22 protein-coding genes are annotated in these 23793 nt (G+C 70.7%); 16 read left to right on the top strand and 6 right to left on the bottom strand.

What is annotated here, in order from left to right:
* The first annotated feature begins 148 nt into the window (after positions 1–148).
* From WME76_RS32320 to WME76_RS32330, 3 genes are read left to right on the top strand one after another with little or no spacing between them, the layout of a single operon-like run.
* Positions 149–826 carry a hypothetical protein gene (locus tag WME76_RS32320; RefSeq protein ID WP_437956090.1) on the top strand — a complete coding sequence of 226 codons (678 nt, stop codon included), beginning with the start codon at positions 149–151 and terminating at the stop codon, positions 824–826.
* The gene (locus WME76_RS32325) at positions 823–1938 is read left to right on the top strand and encodes a hypothetical protein (RefSeq protein WP_437956091.1); all 1116 of its coding nucleotides are present in this window, start codon (positions 823–825) and stop codon (positions 1936–1938) included. Before WME76_RS32320 ends, WME76_RS32325 begins: the two co-directional genes overlap by 4 nt.
* The gene (locus WME76_RS32330) at positions 1913–2485 is read left to right on the top strand and encodes a hypothetical protein (RefSeq protein WP_437956092.1); all 573 of its coding nucleotides are present in this window, start codon (positions 1913–1915) and stop codon (positions 2483–2485) included. The genes WME76_RS32325 and WME76_RS32330 overlap by 26 nt, the downstream gene beginning before the upstream one ends.
* A 24-nt stretch (positions 2486–2509) precedes the next feature.
* Here the strand turns inward: WME76_RS32330 and WME76_RS32335 are convergent, their stop codons facing one another.
* From WME76_RS32335 to WME76_RS32350, 4 genes are read right to left on the bottom strand one after another with little or no spacing between them, the layout of a single operon-like run.
* Entirely contained in the window at positions 2510–3010 is a 501-nt protein-coding gene (locus WME76_RS32335) for a hypothetical protein (protein WP_437956093.1), read from the bottom strand.
* Positions 3007–3432, bottom strand: a complete 426-nt coding sequence (locus WME76_RS32340) for a hypothetical protein (RefSeq protein WP_437956094.1) — start codon at positions 3430–3432, stop codon at positions 3007–3009. The genes WME76_RS32335 and WME76_RS32340 overlap by 4 nt, the downstream gene beginning before the upstream one ends.
* 12 nt (positions 3433–3444) lie before the next feature.
* Positions 3445–4809 (bottom strand): protein kinase domain-containing protein, encoded by a 1365-nt coding sequence (locus WME76_RS32345; protein ID WP_437956095.1) that lies wholly within the window; start codon positions 4807–4809, stop codon positions 3445–3447.
* Positions 4810–4862: 53 nt separating this feature from the next.
* Positions 4863–5714 (bottom strand): hypothetical protein, encoded by an 852-nt coding sequence (locus tag WME76_RS32350; RefSeq protein WP_437956096.1) that lies wholly within the window; start codon positions 5712–5714, stop codon positions 4863–4865.
* 1904 nt (positions 5715–7618) lie between these two features.
* On the opposite strand from WME76_RS32350, the gene WME76_RS32355 reads away from it, so the two are divergent.
* Positions 7619–8641, top strand: coding sequence for a hypothetical protein (locus tag WME76_RS32355; protein ID WP_437956097.1), 1023 nt, complete (start codon positions 7619–7621; stop codon positions 8639–8641).
* Between the two features lie 230 nt (positions 8642–8871).
* Positions 8872–9699, top strand: coding sequence for a hypothetical protein (locus WME76_RS32360; RefSeq protein WP_437956098.1), 828 nt, complete (start codon positions 8872–8874; stop codon positions 9697–9699).
* A 390-nt stretch (positions 9700–10089) separates the two neighbouring features.
* Here the strand turns inward: WME76_RS32360 and WME76_RS32365 are convergent, their stop codons facing one another.
* Positions 10090–10368: a cupin domain-containing protein gene (locus WME76_RS32365; protein ID WP_437956099.1), complete on the bottom strand. Its 279-nt coding sequence runs from the start codon at positions 10366–10368 to the stop codon at positions 10090–10092.
* Between the two features lie 271 nt (positions 10369–10639).
* Positions 10640–11542 (bottom strand): nucleotidyltransferase domain-containing protein, encoded by a 903-nt coding sequence (locus WME76_RS32370; RefSeq protein WP_437956100.1) that lies wholly within the window; start codon positions 11540–11542, stop codon positions 10640–10642.
* Between the two features lie 142 nt (positions 11543–11684).
* Here WME76_RS32370 and aroA point away from each other — a divergent pair, with 142 nt between their 5' ends.
* The 11 genes from aroA (at position 11685) to WME76_RS32425 (ending at position 23690) form a co-directional block, all read left to right on the top strand.
* Positions 11685–13058, top strand: a complete 1374-nt coding sequence (gene aroA, locus WME76_RS32375) for a 3-phosphoshikimate 1-carboxyvinyltransferase (protein ID WP_437956101.1) — start codon at positions 11685–11687, stop codon at positions 13056–13058.
* A gap of 32 nt (positions 13059–13090) precedes the next feature.
* Positions 13091–13894: a (d)CMP kinase gene (gene cmk, locus WME76_RS32380; protein ID WP_437956102.1), complete on the top strand. Its 804-nt coding sequence runs from the start codon at positions 13091–13093 to the stop codon at positions 13892–13894.
* Positions 13878–14873 carry a hypothetical protein gene (locus WME76_RS32385; protein WP_437956103.1) on the top strand — a complete coding sequence of 332 codons (996 nt, stop codon included), beginning with the start codon at positions 13878–13880 and terminating at the stop codon, positions 14871–14873. Before cmk ends, WME76_RS32385 begins: the two co-directional genes overlap by 17 nt.
* A 183-nt stretch (positions 14874–15056) precedes the next feature.
* A complete protein-coding gene (locus tag WME76_RS32390; protein WP_437956104.1) occupies positions 15057–16223 on the top strand; it encodes a hypothetical protein in 1167 nt (388 codons plus the stop codon).
* 128 nt (positions 16224–16351) lie between these two features.
* Positions 16352–18199: a 30S ribosomal protein S1 gene (locus WME76_RS32395; RefSeq protein ID WP_437956105.1), complete on the top strand. Its 1848-nt coding sequence runs from the start codon at positions 16352–16354 to the stop codon at positions 18197–18199.
* 196 nt (positions 18200–18395) lie between these two features.
* On the top strand, positions 18396–18893 hold the full coding sequence (locus tag WME76_RS32400) for a hypothetical protein (RefSeq protein WP_437956106.1): 498 nt from the start codon (positions 18396–18398) through the stop codon (positions 18891–18893).
* 45 nt (positions 18894–18938) lie between these two features.
* Positions 18939–19490, top strand: a complete 552-nt coding sequence (locus tag WME76_RS32405; protein WP_061613630.1) for an HIT family protein — start codon at positions 18939–18941, stop codon at positions 19488–19490.
* Positions 19487–20965: an AI-2E family transporter gene (locus WME76_RS32410; RefSeq protein ID WP_437956107.1), complete on the top strand. Its 1479-nt coding sequence runs from the start codon at positions 19487–19489 to the stop codon at positions 20963–20965. Before WME76_RS32405 ends, WME76_RS32410 begins: the two co-directional genes overlap by 4 nt.
* A gap of 143 nt (positions 20966–21108) precedes the next feature.
* The gene (locus tag WME76_RS32415; protein ID WP_437956108.1) at positions 21109–22056 is read left to right on the top strand and encodes a tetratricopeptide repeat protein; all 948 of its coding nucleotides are present in this window, start codon (positions 21109–21111) and stop codon (positions 22054–22056) included.
* A 129-nt stretch (positions 22057–22185) separates the two neighbouring features.
* Positions 22186–23127: a hypothetical protein gene (locus WME76_RS32420; RefSeq protein ID WP_437956109.1), complete on the top strand. Its 942-nt coding sequence runs from the start codon at positions 22186–22188 to the stop codon at positions 23125–23127.
* Positions 23128–23264: 137 nt separating this feature from the next.
* Positions 23265–23690, top strand: coding sequence for an HIT family protein (locus WME76_RS32425; RefSeq protein WP_437956110.1), 426 nt, complete (start codon positions 23265–23267; stop codon positions 23688–23690).
* The last annotated feature ends 103 nt before the right edge of the window (positions 23691–23793 follow it).

Consider the following 23793-nt stretch of genomic DNA (forward strand, 5'->3'; position numbering starts at 1 on the left):
CGACCTCGGCGAGCGAGGCCGCCTCGACGTCCTCGTCGGCACGCTTATCGAGGATCGGATTCGGCCGTTGACCGGCGCGGAGCGGTGCTGGCAGGGTAGCCCACGGTCCACGCGGGGGTGGATCCATCTGTCGGAGAGGGGAAGACCGATGAACCATCGGCTGGGCGGCGCCCTGCTGGCGGTGCTCGCCTGCGGCTGCTCTATCGTGGATCCCAGCGATCGCGACGAGCTGAGAGACCGGATCGCGGCGATGCCCCTGCAAGCGATATCAGAGCTCAAGAGGTTGGGCATGAACGCCGCTGCAATCAGGTGGCTCGACCGCAAGGACGAGAGGGATCAGGTCGGCAAGCTTCAATGCCGCTACCAAGCCGGTGGCCAGTGGACCAACTGGGCCGACCAGGAACCACCCCTGACTGTGGCCGAAATGCTCTACCATCTCATCAAGACCCCTGAATGGATAACTTATGAGATGGCCAAGGACCTATGGGTATCCGTGCAGGGTCAAGCCAGGAAAACGGATCTCATGAACAGCCTGCCGATCCCTGGCGGAGCGACCGTGGAGTGCCGGTTCGTGTGGGATTTCCGCTACGATCCGGAGAAGGTGCCGGCCGAGCTGACGGACCCCGACGAGGTCGACACGGACGACATGATTGACACCATGATCGCGCTACCGGCACCGCCTCCCGGATGGGCCTTTCCTCAGCTCGTCCCGCTCCTCTGCCCTCTCGGCGCCGGGCCGGGCTGGGGCTGCCCGCCCACGCCTACCGACCCGACCGGTGGTCAACCGACAGACCCGACCGGCGGCCAACCGGGAGATCGGCCGTGAAGTGGTGGTCGAGCTTCCCGCCCGGAGGGGTCCAGCTGCGCGAAGCGGTCGCCGGATACGGCCTCTTTACGACCAAGGACCCCGAAACATGGACGCGGGATCTCGAGAACCTGGGCAGGCATTGCGCCGAAGCGTGGCGCGACGACCTGCTCGAGGAGGACCGCGCATGGGCAGAGCGACACCGCAAGAAGTTCGCGCGGTGGATCGACGACTCGCGACCCCCGGTCGGCCAGGGCAACACAGGCGCTCCCTCGAGCCCCCACGGACGCTTCGACAGGCAGCCGGCTCCACCCTGGCCGATGCTGCTCGAGGCCGTCCAGAGCGCGTTCTTTTTCATGTTGGAGGCCTTCAAGAAGGAGCGCCCCGGCACAGGCGAGCTCGCTGAGGCCGACCCGACGTCTCGGCTCCACCGGACCTATCTCTGGCGGACGCTGACGTCCGACGACACGGCCGAGGAGCTCCGGGCCCAGGCGCTCCGCGCCTTCCGGAGGGGGTTTCGGATCGGGCGCCGCGGAAAACCGAGGACGCTGACGAGGCCCATCCCCCCGATGCTGAAGCCGCCCGTCGGCTGGGGCGCCGCGCACGAGCTCCCCGGGCCGAGCGCCGCGCGCGACCGCGCGATCAGGGCCCTGCCGCCGCCGACCAGTCGAGAGGAGCTGGCTTCACGCGAGGAGGAGCTCCGCGCGCTGTATGCGACCGCATGGCGAGAGGACGTCCCGGAGGAGGACCGCGTCTGGGCCGCGATGTACCGCGACACCTGCACGATGTCGATCAACTACCTCTGGCGGAGGGCCCTCGGACAGAGCGCCTACGAAGGCTATCTCCAGAGCAGCGATGGGCGCTTTGGCGGGGAGCCCGCTCGACCGTGGCGGAGCCTGAGCCACCTCGCCTCGGAGCCATGGTGCTCCTTCGTGGATCGCGTCGTGGAGGCGCCCGAAGGCGAGCCCGATTCGGCCACGGCCGAGGCGGCAGTATGGGAATACTGGGACACGCTCTACCGGGAGGCTCCGCCGTGGGACAGCGACCCGGACCAGGCGCACTGGCTCGCGGCGCTCCGCGCTGCTCGGAGAAAGGCGCAGGCCGACGATGCTCCGCCGGAGATGGCCAGGTAGCGCGCTGGCGGGGCCGTGCGCCGTGATCATCGCGCTGTGGCTCGTGTCCACGGGCGCCCGGGCGGAAGACGGCGCGCCGCCGCAGTGGCACGTCGACGTCAAGGCGGCCTATGTCGTGCTGGGGGCGAGCGCCGCGCGCGCGACCGGCGGCATCATGCCGTCGGTCACCGGCATGCATCGATGGCCCCTCCGTGACGCCGTCGACCTCGGCCTCGGCGCCGACGCGGGCCTCTTCGGTCTGGGCAGCGACGCACGCTGGCTCGGCTTCCTGGGGGGCCCGGCGGCGTCGGCCCGGGTCATGCCGTTCCGCGTACCCGTCTCCCTCGAGCTGACGGCGCGGCTCGACTTCGGGCGCATCCCCGTGTGCAACGCGTGGGGGTTGTGCCTGCGCTACATGGGATTCTTCCCGGCTGTCGAGGCCGGGGCCGCCTACCTGTCGACGCAGCACGTGGCGGTCGTGGCGACGTGCGGCGTGCGCTTCATCAGCACGCTCGCGTGGTCCGGCGTCAGCGTGGAGCCCGCGGCGGCGGGTCGGATCTTCTGGTAGACATGACCGCCCGACCAGGCCCGGCTAGTCGGCCCCGCTGCAGTCCGAGACGTGAAAGGTCGCCATCACGAGACGCGCCTTTGCGCCGTCGAAGAGCCGGACGAGGTCACACGGCCCGGCCGTGACGTCGGCCTGGTACGGATCGCCTTGCTGCTCCTGGACGATGATCTCGCACGCACCCTGGTACAGATCTCCGTCGATCTTCGCGGATGCATGAGGCAGGCCGTCCTCGTCCATGACGTTGACGTAGGAAAGCCCGGTGTCATCCCCATTATCCACGACCACGCTGAGGTCACCTGCGTTCCGCACGACGCATAGGCCAATCGGATGGTCGTCCAGGCCGACAAAACTCCTTCCGTCGCCGCCCGTATCGATCACCAGCTCCTCACCAGCGCGCGTCACCACCGCTTTGCCCGAAACCTCGGGCTCGGGATGGGCGCGGCATCCTCCGCCCGAGATCCACACGGTGACCCAGAACAGGGGCAGGAGCTTGCGCGCCAAGGTGTTTGCCCTCCGGTCGCTCATGTCATGCATCCACCATAGCTCTGAGGAACCACAGTCGGCGGGCTCCCCATGGGCGTGCAGCACATCACGTGCTCTTCTCCATCCTCCTCGACGTACACCGATCGGTCCTCATACCCCTCGTAGCAGATCTCCGCTATCTCGGTCGGGATCACGCAAAGGGTGTACCCGTCCGGGAGGTCGTCTCGGACGATGCCCGCGCAAGCGCGCGCGAACGTCGGCGACTCCGGGGCGGTGGAGGACTCTTCCCTCCACCCGTCCCAGAGAACTTCCCTGTCTTCCGCGCAGCCTTGCACCTCGTTCTGCGTGCCCTTCCAGAGCCACACAGCAGGGTCGCCCTCGTGGGGCCCTGTGCCAGGGCACTCGCGGTCGGGGACACAACCCACCCCGGCAATCGCGCCGATGAACAGAAGAATGCATCGCATCCAGAAGCCCTCCTAGTACAGCGCAGGACCACAGCTCACATCACCGGACTCGCAGTACGGCCGGTGCAGACCGGCTCTCGCCACCACGCCCAGTCGCGGTGCGAGCACAGCACGCGGGCGGCTGTCCGTGTCCTCCAAGGTGATGCTCGGCGGCGAAGTCGGCGGCGGAGACCTCTGCTGCTCATGCGGCGGCGAGCCCTGCTCCACCAGGGTCGTCGCGAGCTTCTCCGCGCGGAGGACGACGCCAGCCGGGCGCAGCAGGCAGAGCGCGCCTGCACACAGCGCAGCCATCGCAGCGACCGAAGCCGCGATGCGGCTCGCGAGCCTCCGGGGCGGCGTGTCGGCAGGGTTGCTCCGCGCCCTCATCGTCCCTCGCCTTGGTCCTCGGATGAGGGAGGGGGGTGGTGGCAAGATCGGATCCTTCGGAGCGGGAGCCATCCGCGACGGCACGTCGAGAGGGGGGATCTCCGGCAGCGGAAGCCCACCGTCATTCAACAGCGAAGCGACAGCTTTGACCTCGGACGAGCGGGCGTCCGGCTCTCCTGTGGCCGGCGCTGGCGAATGAGGCCCCTCCAGGTGGGAGCTGCGCAAGGTCGACGGCACCGCAACGGCGACCGAGGCCGGCTCCTCGCCGCTGCTCGGCTCCCGGTCCAGCGTGGACCAAGCGTCCACGAGGCCCTCGAGCTCCGTGATGAGGTGGTCCACGTTCCTGTACCTGCGGCGCGGATCCTCTTCCAGGGCCATCTCGATCACCGCTGCGACGGCGCGCGGTATATCGACGGGGATCGCAGGCCTGTTCCGCCGCACTCCCAACGTACCGGGCGGGCCGGCTTCGCGCGAGCGACGGCAGAGGAGCTCGTAGAGCAGGGTCCCGAGGCCATAGACGTCGGCTCGTGGCCCCACCCGGTCGCCGCTCAGCAGCTCAGGAGGCGCCACCAGCGGCTCCCGCGCGGCTTCGTGCGGCTCGATCCGGAACAGCCGGACCAGGCCGAAATGGCTGATGCTATAGTCCCGCTTCGAGGTGATGAACACGCGGTCCGGCCCGAGCGCACCATGGCACCAGCCCAGCGCGTGGCTTCGCTGGATCGCGCGGGCGACCTCGACCACCATCTGCAGCGCCGTCGCCCCGAGATCGGCCCTGCGGGTCGCGTCCTTGATGCGGATGCCGTCGCTTCGCCGGCACGCGACCCAGGCAGAGAGGCCGCCCGCGTCGCCGTAGAGAACGGGTTCGATCTTCGGTACCGCGCGCGAGACATGCTGCAGCCGTTTCAGCTCGGAAGCGAACGCGGTCCTGTCCATGGGTTGGCCCTCGCGGAGGTGCAACCAGACCGTCGCTCCCTCATCGCCTACCTGTCGGGCCAGGAACGTGCGGACCATACCATCGTGAACCTCGCCGAGGATCCGGTGACCTTCCCAGACGGTACCAGGCTCTACCACGAGAACCGCACCTCCGCGCCGCCCGCGCTCGCGCGCACCTGAGCGCCGCTCGGTAGCACTGCGACCACCAGCGTCGCGGCTCCCAGCGCGGTGCCGGCGACAAGCGCCGCCGTGCTGAGATGCTGCTTCAGCTCGACGGCGTGCTGCTCTCTTCGAAACGCTCCTGCATCCTCGATATCCGAGTGGGGCTTACACATCTCATCCCTCAGGGCGCTGTCCTCGACCGATGCCACGATGTGCAGCACGATCCCGGAAACCAGGAACGCGCCCGACGCAGCTGAGCCCGCATAAAGCAGCCATGGCGCCGGCGGCGCTGCCGGTCGAGCCGGCGCGCCCGCCGGCCTCGCCTGCGGCGGGGCGCCTTTCCGGAGGGCTGCCGGCTCCGGGCTCAGGAGGACGGCGCGCGATTCTCCCGCGGTGACATGCACGGTGGAGCGCGCCTTCCGGCCGTCCGGCAACGCCGCAGCGACCTCATGCTGCCCGGGTGCGACGTAGATCTGGCCGCTCTCGTCCACGAGGCGGCCGTCCACGAGCACGGGCGCCGCCCCGGCCGGCGCGAACACACGGAGCTGCGCGACCTCCCGCCGCGCCGCGGCGAGATCCGCGTGCCGCGTATCGTGGAGTCGCTGCTCCGTGGTCGTGGCCGGCGGGCGCATCTCCTGCACGCAGCGCGTGAGCTCCTCCGCCGCGTCCACCCAGCGTCCGAGGCGGCGGTCGAGCTGCCCGAGCTGGCAGATCCCGACCGTGGATCGCTCGACATCGTAGATCTGCGCCCACAGGTCGCGGCCGCGCGCGATATCGAGCCGATCGAGGGCCGCCTCTGCCTCCCTGAGCAGGGCTTCCACGCGCGGCGACCGTGGTGGCGGCGATCGCGGCGGCGGCGCGGCCAAGGCCGGCCGAAGCGCGAGGAGGAACATCGCGACGGCCACCGCTCTCGACCAACAGACGACCAGCGCAGAACGCAGCAAGGTTCACCTCGGCCGAACGTGAGGACCGGATGCCGCGCTGGCCCGATCCGGCGCAGCATCGCCCTCTCCGCCCAGCACCGGCTGGAACGGCGTCCATCCCTCGTGCAGAGGCTGACTACCATAGGTCCCGCGGCGCCAGGAAGCCTCGATGAGCCAAGCTTCCGCCCCGGGAGTGCATTGCGTGATGCGCGGGAAATTTCTCATGGTTAGGTGCGCGCCGGTTCGAGCCTCGGACACACCCGGCGCACCGGGGCTCACGCCAGAGGACGTGAGGACATCGTTGTTGCGGTCTCGGGGTGGAGGTGGACGCCCGCGTGCGGTGTCACCGCCGGCGCGGGGTACGTGATGCCATCGCAAGAGCGAGGCGCATCCCTCGCTCGCCCCGGAGCTGCCATGCCATGGTGGTGGACGCCGGCCCGTGCGCAGCCGGCGCCGTCCGCGCATACGTGCCCGACGAAGTCGAGGGGCATTGGCGAAGCCGCTGAGAATTTCCGGGCGGGTGACGTTCGTCAACCAGTTGGTTGACGAACACACACCAGCCGCGTACCCGCGTGCGCCCCAACGCACGCCCGGGACGGCATGCCCCAATTCATTGCGGTTTCACCGCAGCGTTTGTCTTTGACGCCGATGCCGCATGCCCAGATAAATAGTTCGCGCCCCACGACGCGGGTCGCGGTCCGGCCAGGGCTTCCGCCATGTCTACGTGCGCACACCCCAAGGTCTGCCTGCTCTGCGCTTGGTCGATCGTCGTCGTCCCGGCGCCCGCACAGGCACTCGAGGTCAGCGGCGGCGTGAGCTTGGGCGGGATCCAGGTCGGGACCGAGCCAAGACTCGCGGTGAGTCCTTCTGTAGGGTGGCTCTGGCGCAGAGAGAAGGACTTCCGGATCGATGTCCACAACATGCTCAGCATCGTTCCAGGGGCACGTGTAGGGGTCTACGTTCGAACGGCCGTTATGCTTGGCTACGTCACGACGACAGGCAACGTCAGTCTTGGGCCGTCCCTGGCAATCTATGCAATGCCCGTGTGTGATGTCGTGTTCTGCGACAGCGTGGTCGGTCTTGCTCCAGGGGTTCGCGGGCAATCTGATTGGTTCTTTGCTGGTCGCCCGGGCGCGTCCGTGAGCGCCAACGTGGACTGGGCCGGCGGGAGTAGCCGATTTCTTCCTGGTAGCTGGGTTGTGATGGTCGCTGCTGGGCCTGTTTGGAGATTCGGTGGGGAGTCCAAATTAACAATCTGTGTGCTCTTCTATCTTTGGGTCTCGCGGGGTGCAACTTCGATGTCGGAGACTGCTACCTCCGGAGTGAGGGCGAGAGCGGTGCCGGCGGCATCATCGTCACCGCGACAGGGGTCGGCGGCTACGGCTTTGGTCCGACAGGATCCGGAGGCTTCGGGCCTGCGCCGCCGCTGGAGCCGCAGGACATGGATCCCCCTCCTCCCGTCTGTAACATCGCGGCCCAGAGCCCATGCAACGAGAAGTGCGAGGCGGATTACGAGTCTGCTTCCGTCGCATGTGGTAAATTCGAGAACGAAGCGCAGCGGAGAGCGTGCGGTGAGATCGCCTACGCTGATTATCGTAGCTGCCGAGAAAATTGCGAGCGGACAAGCAACAAAAACTGTGACGAGAAGTATCAGGATTGCATGGACCGCGGTCCGTGGCGGTCTTGTGCAAGTCCAGGATCTGGAGACCCAGGTGAGACGAAGTGTCGAACCTGCTATAGACGATGCACGTCCGGGGACCCTCCATCATCAGCCTGCAAAAAGTGCTTGTACTGAGGCTTCGATGAGCATTTACGTCACTACAAATGATGATATTCGGAGAGCGGTTCGGCGCGGACTTCGTCTTCCTGTGCGATTCCTGCGCGACAACGTGCTGGAGGGGCCGTGCGCGTCCGTTCCGGAAGACCATTGTGAGCAGCGGTGCGACTACTGGAAGCTTCGGGGTCGGGAAAGAACACAATTTCGCTCATCGTTCGATGATCTTGTCAGCGCGATGAAGTCGCGTCAGCGAATCATCCTATGGACGTCCGGCCTGTGGAGGGATAGGCTGATGCTGTGGGCGCTCTGCGCGTGGAGGCTCCGGTATCGGCCCGAGCACCCGGATCTCGACATCGTCGTCCTGGGAGATGCGCCGGAGGATGGGTTCAGCCGCGGATTCGTCCACGTGAAGCCGGCTGACGCGCGCCGCGGTCTGGACGAAGCTCGCGCTCTATCTCGGACGCGTGTCCAGCAGATGGCGCGCTCCTGGCGAAGGCTATCCAGTCGATCTCCGGTGCTGTCCACCGAGGGGGGGCGCGCAGATCGAGCGCGGGAGGATCTCGTAGCGCTGGGCACCCACCAAGCTGCGTTCTTGCCTCGGATGGACGACAGCGCGCTTACACTATCCTGGGTTGATGAGCTCTTGTTCGCATGTCTCAGCAAAGACTGGTTGACGCCCGTTGACGTGTTCATGCACCGTTCATCGGCAGGCGAAGAGCTGCGTGATGGTTGGGGGACGCGCATCGGCGATTACTTTCTCGCCATGCGGCTGCGCCAGTGGGCCGAGCACCGCGGGGCTGAGGCCGCGCTCGAGAGCGTGCCCTACAGGCCGGACAGGCCACCTATGTTAGAGGCTCGCTACAGGTTGACGGCTGTCGGAGATGAAATAAAGCGACGCGGTCTTGTTGAAATCGCTCAAGGAGCGCCGCTGCCTGTGTGGGGTGTCACAGCGTACGACCCGCTGGCTCCCTGGGTTGTGGTGGGCGGCGGCACAGCGCACCAGCGCGTCCAGCGACTTGATGATCGCGCTACGCAGGATGAGGAATGACGCCGGCGGCCACACGCGCGCCCGCATGGCCGAGTTCAGCGGGGTCGCCCCTCGGCCAGGGGATCCTCTCTTCCAGGGGCAAGCGCCGCGCGATCTCGGGACGGTCGTGGCGCATCTCGTCCCCTCCGGCCACAGAGCACATCCGCGACGCCCGCCCTCGCGCCCGGCAGGTTGCATCCCGTCAATCCGGGACCGACACTCCGGGCGCCCCTGACGAAGGAGGGTATTTCATGGGTTATCGCAATCTCAGCCCCCAGGCGATGGTGAATATCTCCGGCCCGTGGCTCGATCCGGAGCAGGATCGAAGGGCCTTCACGTCGTTACCATTGCTCGCGCCGCTCCTGCCCGCGGTCGAGGAGGCGCACGACCGGATCAGGACCACGCAGCGGCTCGGCTCCAGCCTGCAGCAGCAATCGAAGGCGCTCATGGAGAAGGCCCTCGCGCTCGACGCGACGCACGATCGCAAGCTCCGCGGGGCGTACAACTACCTCGGCGCGCTCGCCGAGATGACCGACGACCCCGCGTTCGCGGCGGCGCTCCTCGACCTGCGCGATCGGCTCGCGCCGGCGGGGCTCAAGGCCATCGCGCGGAGCTACGGCGATCAGGCGGGCGACGCCAAGCTGCTCCGGTCGCGGCTCGACGACGCCTCGGAGAAGCTGCTCAAGAAGCTGAAGACGCCCGAGGGCCCGCTCGCGCAGGTCGTGGACGCCTGGGTCGCGGCCGCGCTCGAGCTCGAGAAGGTGGAGGCGCAGCGCGAGCAGCTCGCGCTGAGCGCCCCCTCGAACACCGACGGGGCGACCCCGCGCGAGGTGCTGAACGCCCGCAACGCCTGGATCCGCGTGGTCCGGGCCGTCGAGACGAACCTCGCCCTCGAGAAGGCGGCGACGGCAGAGATCACCGATCGCCTCCTGGGCCGGCTCCGCCGCGAGTCCGCCCGCGCCGACCGGCGCGCTCGCAAGGGCGGCGCCGAGGCCGCGGCCGACTCCGCGCCGGCCGGCGACGCCGTCACGCCCGGCGACGCCGGCAGCGACGACGATCCTCCCTTCGACGACGCCTGAACCGGGCGCCCCCTGATCCCCCGCGCCACGACCGGTCCCCGCGCCAGGGCGCGCGGCACGAACCATCTGGCTCGATCCGCCGCCCTCCGCCCTGCAAAAGTAAGCCATCTTCCTTTCTCCGCCGCCTGCCAGCCCATGCGCGGTAGTTCACTCGCGCAGGACGGGTGGCGGGCGGCGATCCGGGTAAGATATCTTACTCCGAGGCGCCCCCGGCCAGCGATCGAATGTAATCATAATTACATCAAAGCGCTGCCGGACGGCGGTCTCGCGTAAGATGCCTCACGCCGAAGCGCCACCGGGCGGCGAATGCCGACAGTGAACTTGCGCCGAGCGCCGCCGGGCACCGATCCCGAGCAAGCTGTCTTACATCGAAGTGCCGCCGGTCGCCGATCAGCCGAACCGGTAGTGCTTGCGCACCGGGGAGCGGACCTCCCACGTGCAGCTCAGCCCGGCGGGAAACGTCACCAGATCCCCCGCCTGGATGCGCACCGGCGCGCCGCCGCCGTCCGCCGGCGTCACGATCACGTCGCCCTCGAGCAGGTAGCAGGTCTCCGGCTCGTCGTAGTGCCACGAGAAGGTCGACACCTCCTTCGTCCAGATCGGCCAGCCCCGCGCTCCGAGCTCCGCGAGCTGCTCCTCTGACGGACCGTGCTCCACCTTGATCTCCATGGCTCCTCGTCCTCGCGCGATGCGCCTCCAGGCCCGCCCCCGCGGCGTCCTCGGCCACCGTCGCGGCCGATGCTACCAGCGCGAACCAGAAAGCCTGCGAGGGATCTACGTCGCGAGCGGCGAGAGATTTCAACGCAAAGACGCAAAGGCGCAAAGACGCAAAAATGCCCGAATTTATTATCTTCTTTCTTCTTTGCGTCTTTGCGCCTTGGCGCCTTGGCGTTGAATTCTCTGTCTCCGTATCCCTTGGCCGGCCTCCTGGCGGGCGGAGCTACCAGCTCGGCGCGTCCAGGCGGCACAGGTCGCGCGTCTCGCGCGCGAGCGCCTCCATGCGCCCGATGCTCCCGAGCAGCGCCTCCGCGCCCTGGCCGGGCGCCGCCAGCGCTGCCTCCACCCGGTCGGCGAAGCCCTCGGGGCACCGCGGGAGCGCCCGCGTCCTCTGCACGGCGCCCTTCTCGTTGGAGAGGTAGCGCTCGTTCAGCGCGAAGAGCGCCTGCACCAGGCTGGCCGCGGCGCGGAAGAGGCACCCGCTCACGTACAGCACATCGCCGCGCCTCCCCGCCTTGTGCGAGGTGTCGAGCGCGAAGCCGGCCTCCCACAGGAACCTGTCGATGATCGCGCGCCGCAGGAGCGGCGGATAGGGCGTCACGAGGGCCTTCAGCGGCCCGAGCGCGCCGTCGGGGTCGAAGAGCGGCCGGCAGTCGTGGACCTCGGCCAGGTAGATCGCGTTGAGGAAGCCGTGGGGGTGCCCGGGCTGGTAGTCGCACGTCACCTGCCCCGCGCGACACTCCGCGATCACGCGCCGCACGCGGGCGAGATCGCGGTAGAGCCAGTCGACCCGGCGCCCCTCGATGTCCAGCCACGCGCCCCCGTTGATCCACGGGCCCCAGGCGCCGATCGGCGTCACGACGTCCTCGGGGACGCTCCCGTGGAGCTCCTTCGCGAGCGGCGCCACGGCGTCCTCGGCGCCGCCCGCGCAGAGCTCCCGCGCGAGCGCGCGCAGCGCATCGAGATCGGGCGGGCGCTCCGGCTCGTAGTAGATGCCCAGATCGATGTCCGAGTCGGGGTGCCCTTCTCCGCGGGAGAGTGAGCCGCCCAGCACGACCGCCGCCACGCCCGGGACCTCGCCGAGCCGGGCCGCCGCGCGCGCCGCCACGTCCAGTGCCTCGTTCACGTCGCCTCCTGTCTTCTGCCTACCCGCCCGATCCGCCCGATCCGCTGCCGATCCGCTCGATCCGCCGCGAGGCGCCGACTGTAGCAGCATGGCTCGCCCCGTTCGCTGTGCCCGACGCCGCCGTTCTGCTACACGGCAACGCGTGCCCGACCTGATCGTCCACCCGGCCGAGCGCCCGCTCATGGGGAGCGTGCCGGTCCCAGCGGACAAGAGCATCGCCCACCGCGCGCTCCTCCTGGCTGGGCTCGCCAGCGGGCGGAGCCGCATCCAGGGCGCGACGCAGGGCGGCGACATCCGCTCGACCGTGGGCGCGCTGCGCGCCCTCGGCGTCCGCGTCGACGAGCCGTCGCCCGGCGAGCTCGTCGTCGAGGGCGCCGGGCTCTCCGGCCTCCGCGCCCCGGACGGCCCCATCGACTGCGGCAACTCCGGGACCACGATGCGGCTCCTGGCGGGCATCCTCGTCGCCCAGCGCTTCCCCGCCCGGCTCGTCGGCGACGCCTCGCTCTCGCGCCGCCCGATGGAGCGCGTCGCGAAGCCGCTCCGGCTCCGCGGCGGGCGCATCGAGGGGCAGCTCGACCCGCGCAAGATCGGCGAGATCACCGCGCCGCTCGACGTCGGGGCGCTCCCCGAACCGCACGTGCTCTCGTCGATCGAGGTCGAGCTCCCCTTCCCGTGCGACCAGGTGAAGAGCGCCCTCCTGCTCTCCGGCCTCTTCGCCGATGGCCCCACCTTCGTCCGCGAGCCGACGGTCTCGCGCGACCACACCGAGCGCATGCTCACCGCGCTCGACGTGCCGCTCGATTCGGTCGGCGCGATGGTCTGCCTCGACGCGATGCGCTTCTCCGGCGCGCTCCCGGCGTTCGACCTCGACGTGCCCGGCGATCTCTCGGCCGCCGCGTTCCTCCTCGCCGCCGCGCAGATCGTGCCGGGCAGCCGCGTGACGGCGCGGCGCGTGGGCCTGAACCCGACGCGCACCGGCCTGCTCGAGGTGCTGCGCGACATGGACAGCGCGATCGCCGTCGAGTTCAAGGGTGAGGCCCTCGGCGAGCCGACCGGCGACCTGCACGTCGCCTCCAGCCCCGGCGCCGGCCTGCGCGGCGGGCGCGCCGGCGGCGAGCTCGCCGCGCGCGCCATGGACGAGCTGCCGATCCTGCTCGCCCTCGGCGCGCGGGCGCGCGGCGTCACCGAGGTGTTCGACGCGAGGGAGCTGCGCGCGCAGGAGACCGACCGGATCGCGGCCATGGTGTCCGTGCTGGGCGCCTTCGGCGTGCGCTGCGAGGAGCGCACCGACGGGCTCCTCGTCGAGGGCAGGCCCGACGGCCCGCTCGACGCGGCGGACGTCGACAGCTTCGGCGACCACCGCATCGCGATGACGGCCGCCGTGCTCGGGCTCGCCGCGCGCGGGCCCACGCGCGTGCGCGACGCGGGCTGCATCGCGACGAGCTTCCCCCTCTTCGTCGGGACGCTGCGCGCCCTGGGCGCGCGCATCGAGGTCGACAGCGCGCGCGCGGCGTGAGCGAGGGAGCGGATGAGCGAGGAGGAGCGCAGGTGACGGAACGGCAGAGACAGGATGACGCGCGCCACCTCGCGGCCGCGGGCGAGCCCCGGCGGCTGCGCGTCGCGATCGACGGGCCGGCCGGCGCCGGCAAGGGCACTGTCGCGCGGGGGCTCGCCGAGCGGCTCGGCTACCTCCTCGTCGACACCGGCGCGATCTACCGCGCCGTCGCGCTCGCGGCCCACCGCGTCGGCCTCGCGTGGGACGAGACGGGCGCGATCGGCGCGCTCGCCGAGGACCTCGCCAGCGGCGGGCGCATCGCGCTGGAGCGGAGCGCGCCCGGCGGCGCGGGCGGCGCGACGACGGACGACGCCCCGGCCGAGTCGAGCGTCGGGGGCAGCGGCATGCGGGTGCTGCTCGACGGCGAGGACGTCTCCAGCGCGATCCGCGCGCCCGAGATCAGCCTCGGCGCGAGCCGCGTCTCGGCCGTCCCCGCGGTGCGCAAGGCGCTGCTCGCGATGCAGCGGCAGGCGGGCGCCGTGGGCGGGGTCGTGCTCGAGGGGCGCGACATCGGCACCGTCGTGTTCCCCGACGCCGAGGTGAAGTTCTTCCTCACGGCGCCGGCCGAGATCCGCGCCAAGCGGCGCTACGACGAGCTCGTCGCGCGCGGCATGACCGTCAGCTTCGAGGCGACGCTCGCCGACGTGCTCCGCCGCGACAGGGCCGACAGCGAGCGCGCCGTCGCGCCGCTGCGCAAGGCCGACGACGCGATCCTCATGGACTCCGGCCACAGGAGCCCGCAGGAGATCGTCGACGAGATGGCGACCCTCGTGGAGGTCCGTGCGCGCGGCGGCTGACGTCCGCGCCGCCGCGGGCCTCGCCATCGGCCTCGCCATCGGCCCCGCCATCGGCCCCGCCATCGGCCCCGCCCTGATTGCGCTCGCGCTCCCGGCCTGCGGGGACGCCGCCCCGCGGCTCGCCGGCGACCGCGGCGCGCAGGCCCCCGCCGGCCCGCGCGTCGTCCGGCGCGTCGAGCCGGCCGATCTCATCCCGGCCGATCTCGACCTCGTGGTGCGCGTCGACGTCGCCCGCATGCGCGCCGGCCTCGGCCAGGCGGCCGCGGACGCGCTCGCGCGGCGCGCGCTCGACGAGGCGCCCGACGCGCTGCTGGAGAGCGCGCTCCCGCGCGCCGACGTCGTCTGGCTCGGCCTGCGGCTCGCCGACCTCGAGGAGGGCGACCGCGTCGTCGTCCTCGAGGGCCGGATGGCCGGGCTCGCGCCCGATCCCGACCGCTGGGAGGCCGCGCCGTCGTCGCAGGGCGGCGTCTCCGTCTTCGACCGCCGCGGCAGCGTCGACGCGCGCGCGGACGCGGCGCGGGTCGTCGCGCTCGGCGATCGGGCCGTCGCGCTCGTGTCCGCGGTCGAGGTGAGCAGCGTCGCGCGCGTCCTGCGCGACGGCCCCGACGCGCGCCGCGGCGACCCGGCCGCCGAGGGGCTCGTGAGCCTCGACCTGCGCGCGCGCCGGCTGCCGCCCCGCCTCGAGCGGCGCTTCCCCTCGATCGGCGCGCTCGTCGCCGGCGTCGAGCGCGTCCGCGCCGTGGCCTCCCTCCACGACGACGGGGTGCGCGTCGACGCCGAGATCGTGGGCGTCGACGCGGCCGGCGCCGGGCGCGCGCGCCGCTTCCTCGAGGTGCTCCGCGACAACGTCGCGGAGACCCGCCACGCCGAGCTCGTGGAGGCGCTCTCGATCGAGCAGGTGGAGCGCGCCGTGCGGCTCCGCTGGCTCCTCCCTGCGCCCGTCGTGCTCGCCCTGCTGTCCGGGCGCTCCCCGGGCTAGTGCCTCGGGTCAGAGATCCTGCCAGGGACCGGTGTCGCGAGGGGGGAAAGAGTTCAACGCAAAGGCGCAAAGGCGCAAAAAAGAACAGATTTTGTGCAGTTTTGCGCCTTTGCGCCTTTGCGCCTTTGCGTTGAAATCTCTCCTCAGATCGCTGGCCGGACTTCTGGCGGGCGGAACTAGCCGATGCCTGACACCCTGATCGAAGAACCGATCCGACCGACAGTGACCGACGACCTCGCCGCGCCCGAGGGCGACCCCGCGCCGGCGCCGGAGGCCGCCCCCGCAGACGCGCGCCCCGCGCCGCCCGGCGAAGGCGCCCCCGCCGCCCCGCCGCGGCCGCGCCGGCCGCGCGGGCCGTCGATCGCCGCGTGCCTCCTGGCCGCGATCGCGCTCGTCGCGCTGGTCGCCGGCGCCGCGCTCGGCGTCTACTTCTTCCTCTGGCGCTACGAGCCGACGGCCCGGCGCCACATCCCGGGCGACGCGAACATCGTGGTCCGCCTCGAGGCCGCCGAGCTCGCGCTCTTCGGCCCCGTGCGCCGGCACTTCCTCCCGCTGCTCGACGAGGGGGCGTCGGACGTGCCGCGCGCGTCGCGCAAGGCGCGCATCGAGGCCGCCACCGGCCTCGATTTCCCCTCGGATCTGCGCGAGATCGTGATCGCGTCGACGGACGCCGCGAGCTGGGTCGCGCTCGCGGGCGGGCGCATCCCGAAGGGCCGGTTCGTCGCCGGCATGGAGAAGGTCGCCCGCGACGAGGGCTGGACCGGCTGGCGCCGCGAGGGCGAGCTCCTCGTCGTCGGCAGCCCGCATCCGCGCGCCGTGATCGGCCAGGCCGACGACGGCACGCTCGTCCTCGGCACGGACGTCGAGATCGTGAACGCCGCGCTGCCCGCGTCCGACGAGTGGCAGCGCCTCGATCTGCCCGAGCAGGGCCCGGTCACCTTCGCGGTCGCGAGCCCCGCGTGGTCCGGCGCCGCCGGCGCGGTCTCCGCCGTGCTGCCGCGCGCCGCGGCGCTGTTCCGCCGCATCGATCACGCCTCGGGCGCCCTCACCCTCGGCGCCGAGCCCGCGCTCGCGATGCGCCTCGCGCCCGCCTCGGGCGAGGCCGCGGCGGCGCTCGCCTCGGACGCCCAGGCGCTCCTCGGCAGCCTCAAGCTCACCCTCGCGCTGGTGCCGGACGTCGCCGGCGCGAAGTCCGCGATCGAGGGAGCCCAGGCGGCGGCGCAGGGCGACCGCGTCGAGATCCAGACGAAGTGGCCCTACGACGGCCTCGATCGCGCCTGCGCAGACCTCGCACAGCGCGTCGCCAGCGCCGCCAGCGCGCCGCCCGCCGCGCCGCCCGCCGCGCCCTGAGATCGCGGCTCTTTGAACCGGCGAGCTCGTCGTTTCTCAGGGAAACGACAAAAACTGCCCATGGCTCGGTCGTTGCATTGACAGAGGCCCCTCCTCAGACTACAGGCTCGCCTCTCCCGAGGGGCCGGGTGCATCGGTACGCGTGTGCCTGCCCCTCCGTCGCTCGTGCGTGGCACCAAGGGTCCACGCCTACGCCCGCAGCGGCGAATCCCAGGGAAGGAAAGGAAACAAGAACGAACAACATGACTAGTAACATCCAGATGGAGGCAGGCTCGTCCGGGGCGAGCATGGAGAGCTTTGCCGCGCTCTTCGAACAGAGCGTGGAGGGGGGCGATTTCGCGCGTGAAGGAGAGATCATCTCCGGCACCGTGGTCGCAGTGAACCGCGACTCCGTCGTGGTCGACATCGGCGGCAAGAGCGAGGGCGTCATCGCGCTCCGAGAGTTCTCGGACGCCGCGGGCCAGGCCGCCGTCAAGGCGGGCGACAAGGTCGACGTCTACATCGAGAGCCGCGAGAACGACGACGGCCTCGTCACCTTGTCGAAGGAGAAGGCCGACAAGATGAAGGTCTGGGATGAGATCTCGAACGCCTGCGAGGCGGACGAGCTCATCGAGGGCACGATCAGCCAGCGCGTGAAGGGCGGCCTCTCGGTCACCATCCGCGGCGGCGTGAAGGCCTTCCTCCCGGGCTCTCAGGTCGATCTTCGCCCGATCCGCAACTTGGACAAGCTGATCGGCCAGACCTACAAGTTCAAGGTCATCAAGTTCAACAAGAAGCGCGGCAACATCGTCCTTTCGCGGCGCGTGCTCCTCGAGCGCGAGCGCGACGAGATGAAGGCCAAGACGCTCGAGACGTTGACGGAAGGGATGACCGTCAAGGGGACCATCAAGAACATCACCGAGTACGGCGCCTTCGTCGACCTCGGCGGCATCGATGGCCTCCTGCACATCACGGACATGTCGTGGGGCCGCGTGAACCACCCGAGCGAGGTGTTCCAGGTCGGCGACGAGGTCCTCGTGAAGGTCCTCAAGTACAACGCCGACACCGAGCGCGTCTCGCTGGGCCTCAAGCAGACCCAGGAGGACCCGTGGAACCACGCCGAGGAGGCGTACCCCGCGGGCAAGAAGGTGCGCGGCAAGGTCATGTCGATCACCGACTACGGCGCGTTCGTCGAGCTGGAGCCGGGCGTCGAGGGCCTCATCCACGTCAGCGAGATGAGCTGGACCAAGAAGGTCAAGCACCCGTCGAAGCTGCTCGAGGTGGGCCAGGAGCTCGAGTGCCAGGTGCTCGAGGTCGACGCGCGCGCGAAGCGCATCAGCCTCGGTCTCAAGCAGCTCGAGCCGGATCCGTGGATGCTCTTCACGGACAAGTACCACCCCGGCGACAAGATCGCGGGCAAGGTCCGGTCCCTCACCGACTACGGCGTGTTCGTCGGGATCGAGGAGGGCGTCGACGGCATGGTCCACAAGAGCGATCTCTCGTGGTCGGTGCGCGTCAACAACCCGAGCGACCTGTACCACAAGGGCGACGACGTCGAGGCGATCATCCTCTCGATCAACCACGACGAGAAGAAGGTCTCCCTCGGCATCAAGCAGCTCTGGGACGATCCGTGGCCGAGCATGCTGACGGAGTACCCGCCCGGCCGCGTCATCGACGACGCCCAGGTGGTGAGCATCGTCGACTACGGCGTGTTCGTGCGGCTGCGCGAGGGCGTCGAGGGCCTCATCTCGCAGAGCGACGTGCAGGAGCCCGAGGAGGGCAAGCTGAAGGTCGCCGACAAGGTCAAGGCCGAGATCTCCTCGCTCGACACGGTCGACCGCCGGCTCTTCCTGACGATGAAGAACATCGGCATGGAGCGCCCCGCGCCGGTCCGGCAGCAGCAGCAGAAGCGCAAGGACGACGACGACAAGCCGGTGGCCGGCACGATCGGCGATCTCATCAAGGAGAAGTTCGGCACCAAGCTGGACCTGAAGTGACGTCGCCCGGCGCGCGGCCTCTCTGAAGGCCGCGCGCCAGGCGCTCACGCCGCCGCGTCAGGTGCGGCGGGCCGCGGGCGCCCCGGTGCCCTCGGCTCGCCGTGTGGACCCGATGGTACGGATGTAAAACGAGAGGCGAGGCTCTTCCCAGGGCCTCGCCTCTTGCTTTTTCAGCGACGCCGCGGACGATCCGGCGATGAGAGGCTTCCTTGCGCGCGCCGCCCTCGCGGCGCCGGTCCTCGCCGCCGTGGCGCTCGGCGCGCCGCCTGCCCGGGCCGACGGCCCCGCCGGGACGGACGACCCCCGCCCCCGCGCCGCGGGCGCGCCCCTCCGCGCCGCGGGCGCGCCCCTCCGCGCCACGAGCGCGCCGGTCTGGCTGGGGTCCGCGGCGCAGCCGCTCACGCGCGGCGCCGATCCGTGGTTCGGCGATGACAAGGCGCGCCATTTCTGCGCGTCAATCGCGCTGGCCGGCGGCGGGTACGCGCTCGGCGCGCTCGCGACCGACGACCTTCGCGCGCGGATCGCCCTGGGAGCGGCGCTCGCGCTCGGCGCCGGCCTGGCCAAGGAGGCGTACGACGCCGCCGGGCACGGCACCCCCTCGTTCCGCGACCTCGTCTGGGACGCGCTCGGCACGACCGCCGGGCTTGGCCTCTCGGTCTGGTTCGATCTCGCGGCCACACCGATCCCGTTCTGAGCGGTGGTCCCGCGCGCGTGGCCGCCGTGCTAGCGTCTCCGCGACATGGGTAACCCCCTGTGGGCGCCCTGGCGCATCGAGTACATCCTTGCGCCGAAGGGCCAGGCCGACTGCATCTTCTGCGGCATCCCCCGCGCCTCCGAGCACGAACAGCGCGACCGGCTGGTCGTCGCCTCGACCGGCCGCGCGTTCGTGATGCTCAACCGCTACCCGTTCGCGTCGGGGCACCTCCTCGTCGTCCCGCACGCGCACGTCGCCTCGCTCGACGCGCTCGATCCGGCCGACCATGAGGCGCTCTTCCGACTCGTGCGCGAGTCGGCGACCCGCCTGCGCGCCGCGCTCAGGTGCGAGGGCATGAACATCGGGATCAACCTCGGCACCGCCGCGGGCGCCGGGATCGCCGAGCACCTGCACGTGCACATCGTCCCGCGCTGGCCCGGCGACACCAACTTCATGCCGGTGCTCGCCGACGTGCGCGTCGTCCCGCAGGCGCTCGAGGCCACGCGCGACCACCTGCAGGGCTTCTTCGCCGACCTCCCCGCGCCGCTCATCGACGGCGGCGCCGCGGGCGCGGCCGGGCGCGGCGAGGCCAAGTGAGCGAGGGCATCTCCCGGCGCACCGTGTTCCTGACGGTCAGCGCCGTCCTCACGGTGACGCTGCTCGTCGTCGCCCACGCGGTGCTGCTCCCGTTCGTGCTCGGGCTCGTCGTGGCCTACGTGCTCACGCCGTCGGTCGTCCGGCTCGAGCGCGCGCGCGTCCCGCGGTGGGCGTCGATCCTCATCGTCTACGCCGTCGTGCTCTCGGGCATCGCGGGCTTCTTCGCGCTCAGCGTCCCGCGCCTCGTCGCCGAGGGGAAGGCGCTCACGGTCGAGGCGCCGCGGCTCGCCGCGCGGCTGCGCGAGGAGTACCTGCCCGCGCTCGACGAGCGGCTCCGCCGCTGGTCGGGCCGCGAGGCCGCGCCGGCGCGCGTCGACGACGCCGCGCCGCGCGTCGACGACGCCGCGCCGGAGCGGGAGCCCCACGAGATCACCGCGCCGCCGCCCGACGCGATCGCGCTGCCGCGGGAGGAAGACAGCGAGCGCCCGCCCGTCCGCATCACGCCGGGGCCGGACGGCTCGTTCGACGTGCGCATCGCCGACGACATCGAGATCCGGGAGGCGGGCGACGGCGTCTGGCAGATCGCGCACGGGCGCCCGAAGCACCCGCTCTCCAGCGCGAACATGCTCCAGGAGGGCTACGAGAAGGCGGCCGCGTACCTGAAGGAGAACTCGCTCACGGTCCTCAGGATCGGCCAGGCCATCGCGACCGCCATCTCGCGCGGCATCTTCAACCTGTTCATGACGCTGATGCTCGGCGGGTACATCATCCTGACCCACGAGAAGATCCTCGGCTTCTTCCGCGACCTCTGGCACCCGAGCTCGCGCGACTCGTTCGATCGCTTCCTCCGCCGGCTCGACCGCGGGCTCTCCGGCGTCGTCCGCGGGCAGCTCCTCATCTGCCTCGTGAACGGCGTCCTCTCCGCGATCGGCTTCTGGCTCTTCGACCTCAAGTACTGGCCGATCCTCTCGGTGGTCGCGGGCGTGATGTCGCTGATCCCGATCTTCGGCTCGATCCTGAGCTCGATCCCGGCGGTCGCCATCGGCCTCACGCAGTCGTTCGGCACGGCGGTCGGCGTGCTCGCGTGGATCGTGGGCATCCACCAGCTCGAGGCGAACTTCCTGAACCCGAAGATCATCGGCGACTCCGCGAAGATCCACCCGGTCCTCGTGGTGCTCGCGCTGCTCATCGGCGAGCACTTCTTCCAGATCACCGGCGCGCTCTTCGCGGTCCCCTGCCTCTCGATCGCGCAGACGATCTTCCTCCACTTCCGCGAGTCCACGCTCGGCCTCGCCGACCCCACCGCCTCGATCCCGCCGCAGCGCGGCGCGCCGCTCGTCACGCCGTCGATCGAGCCGCTGCCCCCGCTGCGCGGCTTCGAGACGGTCCGCCCGGCGGTGACCCCCGTCCCCGGCTCCGGGGCCGAGGGGGACCCCCCCCGGCGCGCCGGCGACCCCGACACCGCCGCGGGCTGACCGCTCGTCCCCGGCGTCCCTCGCCGGGGGCCGGGCAGTCAGCACCGACCGCCCCTGGCCGCCCGCCAGCGCTGGCCGCTCCCGCGCAAGCCGGCTATGAGACCCCGCGCCCCCGCAGCGGGAACGTCAGATCCACGACCTCGATGAAGACCCCCGGCAAACCCACCCCGAAGAAGCAGAGCCCCAAGCAGCAGCGCGAGCAGGCCATCGCGGCGCTCCGCAGCGGAAAGCCGCCGGCCGACCCCCTCTCCCAGCTCAACCCGCGCTCGCTCGCCATCCGCGTCGGCATCCCGGCGCTCATCGTCTGGGCGATCGCCCTGGCCATCCCGGGCGTCTGGCCGAAGGTGGTCGCGGGGATCCTGACGGTCGTCGTCGCGGGCGTCATCGTGTGGGCGCTGCGCTTCGCGACCCGGTCGCGCGCCGTCGCGCAGATCGTGCAGACCGCCGACACCGCCGAGGCCCGCAAGGACGCGATCGCGAAGCTCGACACCGAGTTCAAGAAGGACGACGCGGCCGCGGTCTTCGCCAAGGCGCAGCTCCAGATGCAGGAGGACCCGCGGGCCGCGCTCCGGACGCTGGAGACCATCAACCTCGACAAGGTGATGGCCCCGATGGCCGACGAGGCGCGCGCCCAGCGCGGCATGATCCACCTCATCCTGAGCGAGACCGACGAGGCGCGGGCGCTCGTCGACAAGATCGACATGACCCGCCACAAGGAGCCGAAGATCCGCGCCATGATGGCCGCCATCGTCGGCGAGGCGTGGGCCCGGACCGGCCAGGCCACGAAGGCGGTCGAGCTGCTCGAGACCTTCGACCCGAACGACGAGGCGTTCGCCGATCTCAAGCCGCAGCTGCTCCGCTCGCGGGCGTTCGCCTACGCGTGGGCGAACAACACGAAGCAGATGAAGAACACGCTGCGGAGCCTGTACGCGCTGAACCCGCAGTACCTGAGCGGCTTCGTCACGCGGAAGAAGAGCCCCATGGGCGTCCCGCCGCGCGGCATCCACCCGATGCTCGAGAAGGAAGCGTTCGAGATGCTGATGCGCTCCGGCGCCGTCCCGCGCAAGATGCAGCAGATGCGGCGCGGCTGAGCGGGCGGCCGGGCGAGGCCCGCGTCGCGCCTCCGCCGTGATCGCCCCGCCGGCCGCCGCCGGCCGCTCGTTCGACGGGGAGCCGCCTCTTGACGAGCGGCGCGCCGAGCAGCTCAGATCCCGGCCCTGATGAGAGGGACCGCGCTGATCTACAGCTCGCACAGCCGCTGCAACGTCATCCACAACGACCACATCGCGCAGCGCGCGCTGCAGGGGCAGGACAACAAGCGCGTCCTGTTCCTGCCGATGTCCGAGGCGCCCCGCGACGGCGACGAGCTGGAGCGCCAGGAGTTCGCCTACGGCAACTTCCGCTGGTTCTTCCAGTTCTACGAGCGGTTCGGCCTGGAGCACGTGCCGTTCTACTGGACGAGCCACCTGCGCAAGGAGGACGTCGACCTCCTCTGGCGCTACCTCGCGTCGTCCGAGGTGGTGATCCTCGGCGGCGGCTACAGCACGACGGGCCTCTGGCGCTACAAGCAGCTCGGCGCCCAGTTCGACGGCGAGCCCGGCAAGTTCGGGCGGATCCTGCACGAGCGCCGTCAGCGGGGCCTGCTCACCGTCGGGTTCTCCGCCGGCGCCGATCAGCTCTGCCAGCACCTCTTCCGCCGGGTGTGGGACAGCCCGGGCGACAACGACGCGTTCGGCCTCGCGCGCAACACGCTGGTGACGCTCCACCACGAGCCGAGCCGCAACGGCGACCTCTGGCACGCGGCGCGGCGCATGCCCCACTGCCTCGTCTTCGGGCTCCCGAACGACTCCGGGATCAACGTGGACTGGGGCGTGCTCCCGTCCGGCAACCTCTGGCAGGTCTACGAGCTCATCATCGACACGTCCTGGGACAGCCCGGCCGACGCGCTCCACGTCAAGACGCGGCAGGGCGCGCTCATCGACCACTTCGACAACACGGGCCGCCACTGGGCGTTCCACGGCGGCGACCACCTGGTGCGAATCACGTCCCAGGACGGCCGCTACGACCGGATCTGGATGACGGCCGGCGGACGGCTCCTCGACTACTGGACGCACGAGCCGACCGGCCACGGATCGATCGGCGACATCCTCGCGAGCCACTGACCACGCCGCCGGCGCGGCCCGGTCCGCGCGCCGCGCTGGCCACGGCGCGCGAGCCGGGCCGAAGCGCGCCGCGCGACGAAAGGTCGCAGCCGGCCGTATTGACGCCGCGCGGCGGTCGCTGCATCTCTCGGCTGCCCGTGCCCGCGCGTCCTTGCGTCTTCTGCAGCATCGTCCGGGGCGAAACGCCGGCGTTCGTCGTGCTCGACGAGCCCGACGTCATGGCGTTCCTCGACAGCCGCCCGCTGTTCCCCGGCCACTGCCTGCTCATCCCGCGCGCCCACCATGAGGTGCTCACCGACCTCCCCGCCGCGCTGGTCGGCCCGCTCTTCACCACCGCGCAGCGCCTCGCGCGCGCCGTGGAGTCGGCGCTCTCGGCAGACGGCTTCTTCGTCGCGATCAACAACCGCGTCAGCCAGAGCGTGCCCCACCTCCATGTCCATGTGGTCCCGCGCCGGCAGAAGGACGGCCTCAAGGGCTTCTTCTGGCCTCGTTATAAATATGCGGGTGAGCAGGAGATGAACGACACGCGTGACGCCATCGTGACAGCGTTGACCCCAGGTTGAATCCCGACTGCGCAGCGGTTATCTGGGTCTGGCCCCAGCCTGGCTCAGCCGCCGTGAGTCCGTCCTCGATGGTGACATTCTGCCACAAGCGGCATGTTCCCCA

Source organism: Sorangium sp. So ce119 (assembly GCF_051524405.1).
Taxonomy (GTDB): domain Bacteria; phylum Myxococcota_A; class Polyangia; order Polyangiales; family Polyangiaceae; genus Sorangium; species Sorangium cellulosum_G.

Excerpts from the sequence above, each read along its gene's own strand:
- WME76_RS32320 (WP_437956090.1), top strand. The coding sequence starts at position 149 with ATGAACCATCGGCTGGGCGGCGCCCTGCTGGCGGTGCTCGCCTGCGGC.
- WME76_RS32330 (WP_437956092.1), top strand. The coding sequence starts at position 1,913 with ATGCTCCGCCGGAGATGGCCAGGTAGCGCGCTGGCGGGGCCGTGCGCC.
- WME76_RS32335 (WP_437956093.1), bottom strand. The coding sequence starts at position 3,010 with ATGAGCGACCGGAGGGCAAACACCTTGGCGCGCAAGCTCCTGCCCCTG.
- WME76_RS32340 (WP_437956094.1), bottom strand. The coding sequence starts at position 3,432 with ATGCGATGCATTCTTCTGTTCATCGGCGCGATTGCCGGGGTGGGTTGT.
- WME76_RS32345 (WP_437956095.1), bottom strand. The coding sequence starts at position 4,809 with ATGGTCCGCACGTTCCTGGCCCGACAGGTAGGCGATGAGGGAGCGACG.
- WME76_RS32355 (WP_437956097.1), top strand. The coding sequence starts at position 7,619 with ATGAGCATTTACGTCACTACAAATGATGATATTCGGAGAGCGGTTCGG.
- WME76_RS32360 (WP_437956098.1), top strand. The coding sequence starts at position 8,872 with ATGGGTTATCGCAATCTCAGCCCCCAGGCGATGGTGAATATCTCCGGC.
- WME76_RS32365 (WP_437956099.1), bottom strand. The coding sequence starts at position 10,368 with ATGGAGATCAAGGTGGAGCACGGTCCGTCAGAGGAGCAGCTCGCGGAG.
- WME76_RS32390 (WP_437956104.1), top strand. The coding sequence starts at position 15,057 with ATGCCTGACACCCTGATCGAAGAACCGATCCGACCGACAGTGACCGAC.
- WME76_RS32400 (WP_437956106.1), top strand. The coding sequence starts at position 18,396 with ATGAGAGGCTTCCTTGCGCGCGCCGCCCTCGCGGCGCCGGTCCTCGCC.
- WME76_RS32405 (WP_061613630.1), top strand. The coding sequence starts at position 18,939 with ATGGGTAACCCCCTGTGGGCGCCCTGGCGCATCGAGTACATCCTTGCG.
- WME76_RS32415 (WP_437956108.1), top strand. The coding sequence starts at position 21,109 with ATGAAGACCCCCGGCAAACCCACCCCGAAGAAGCAGAGCCCCAAGCAG.
- WME76_RS32420 (WP_437956109.1), top strand. The coding sequence starts at position 22,186 with ATGAGAGGGACCGCGCTGATCTACAGCTCGCACAGCCGCTGCAACGTC.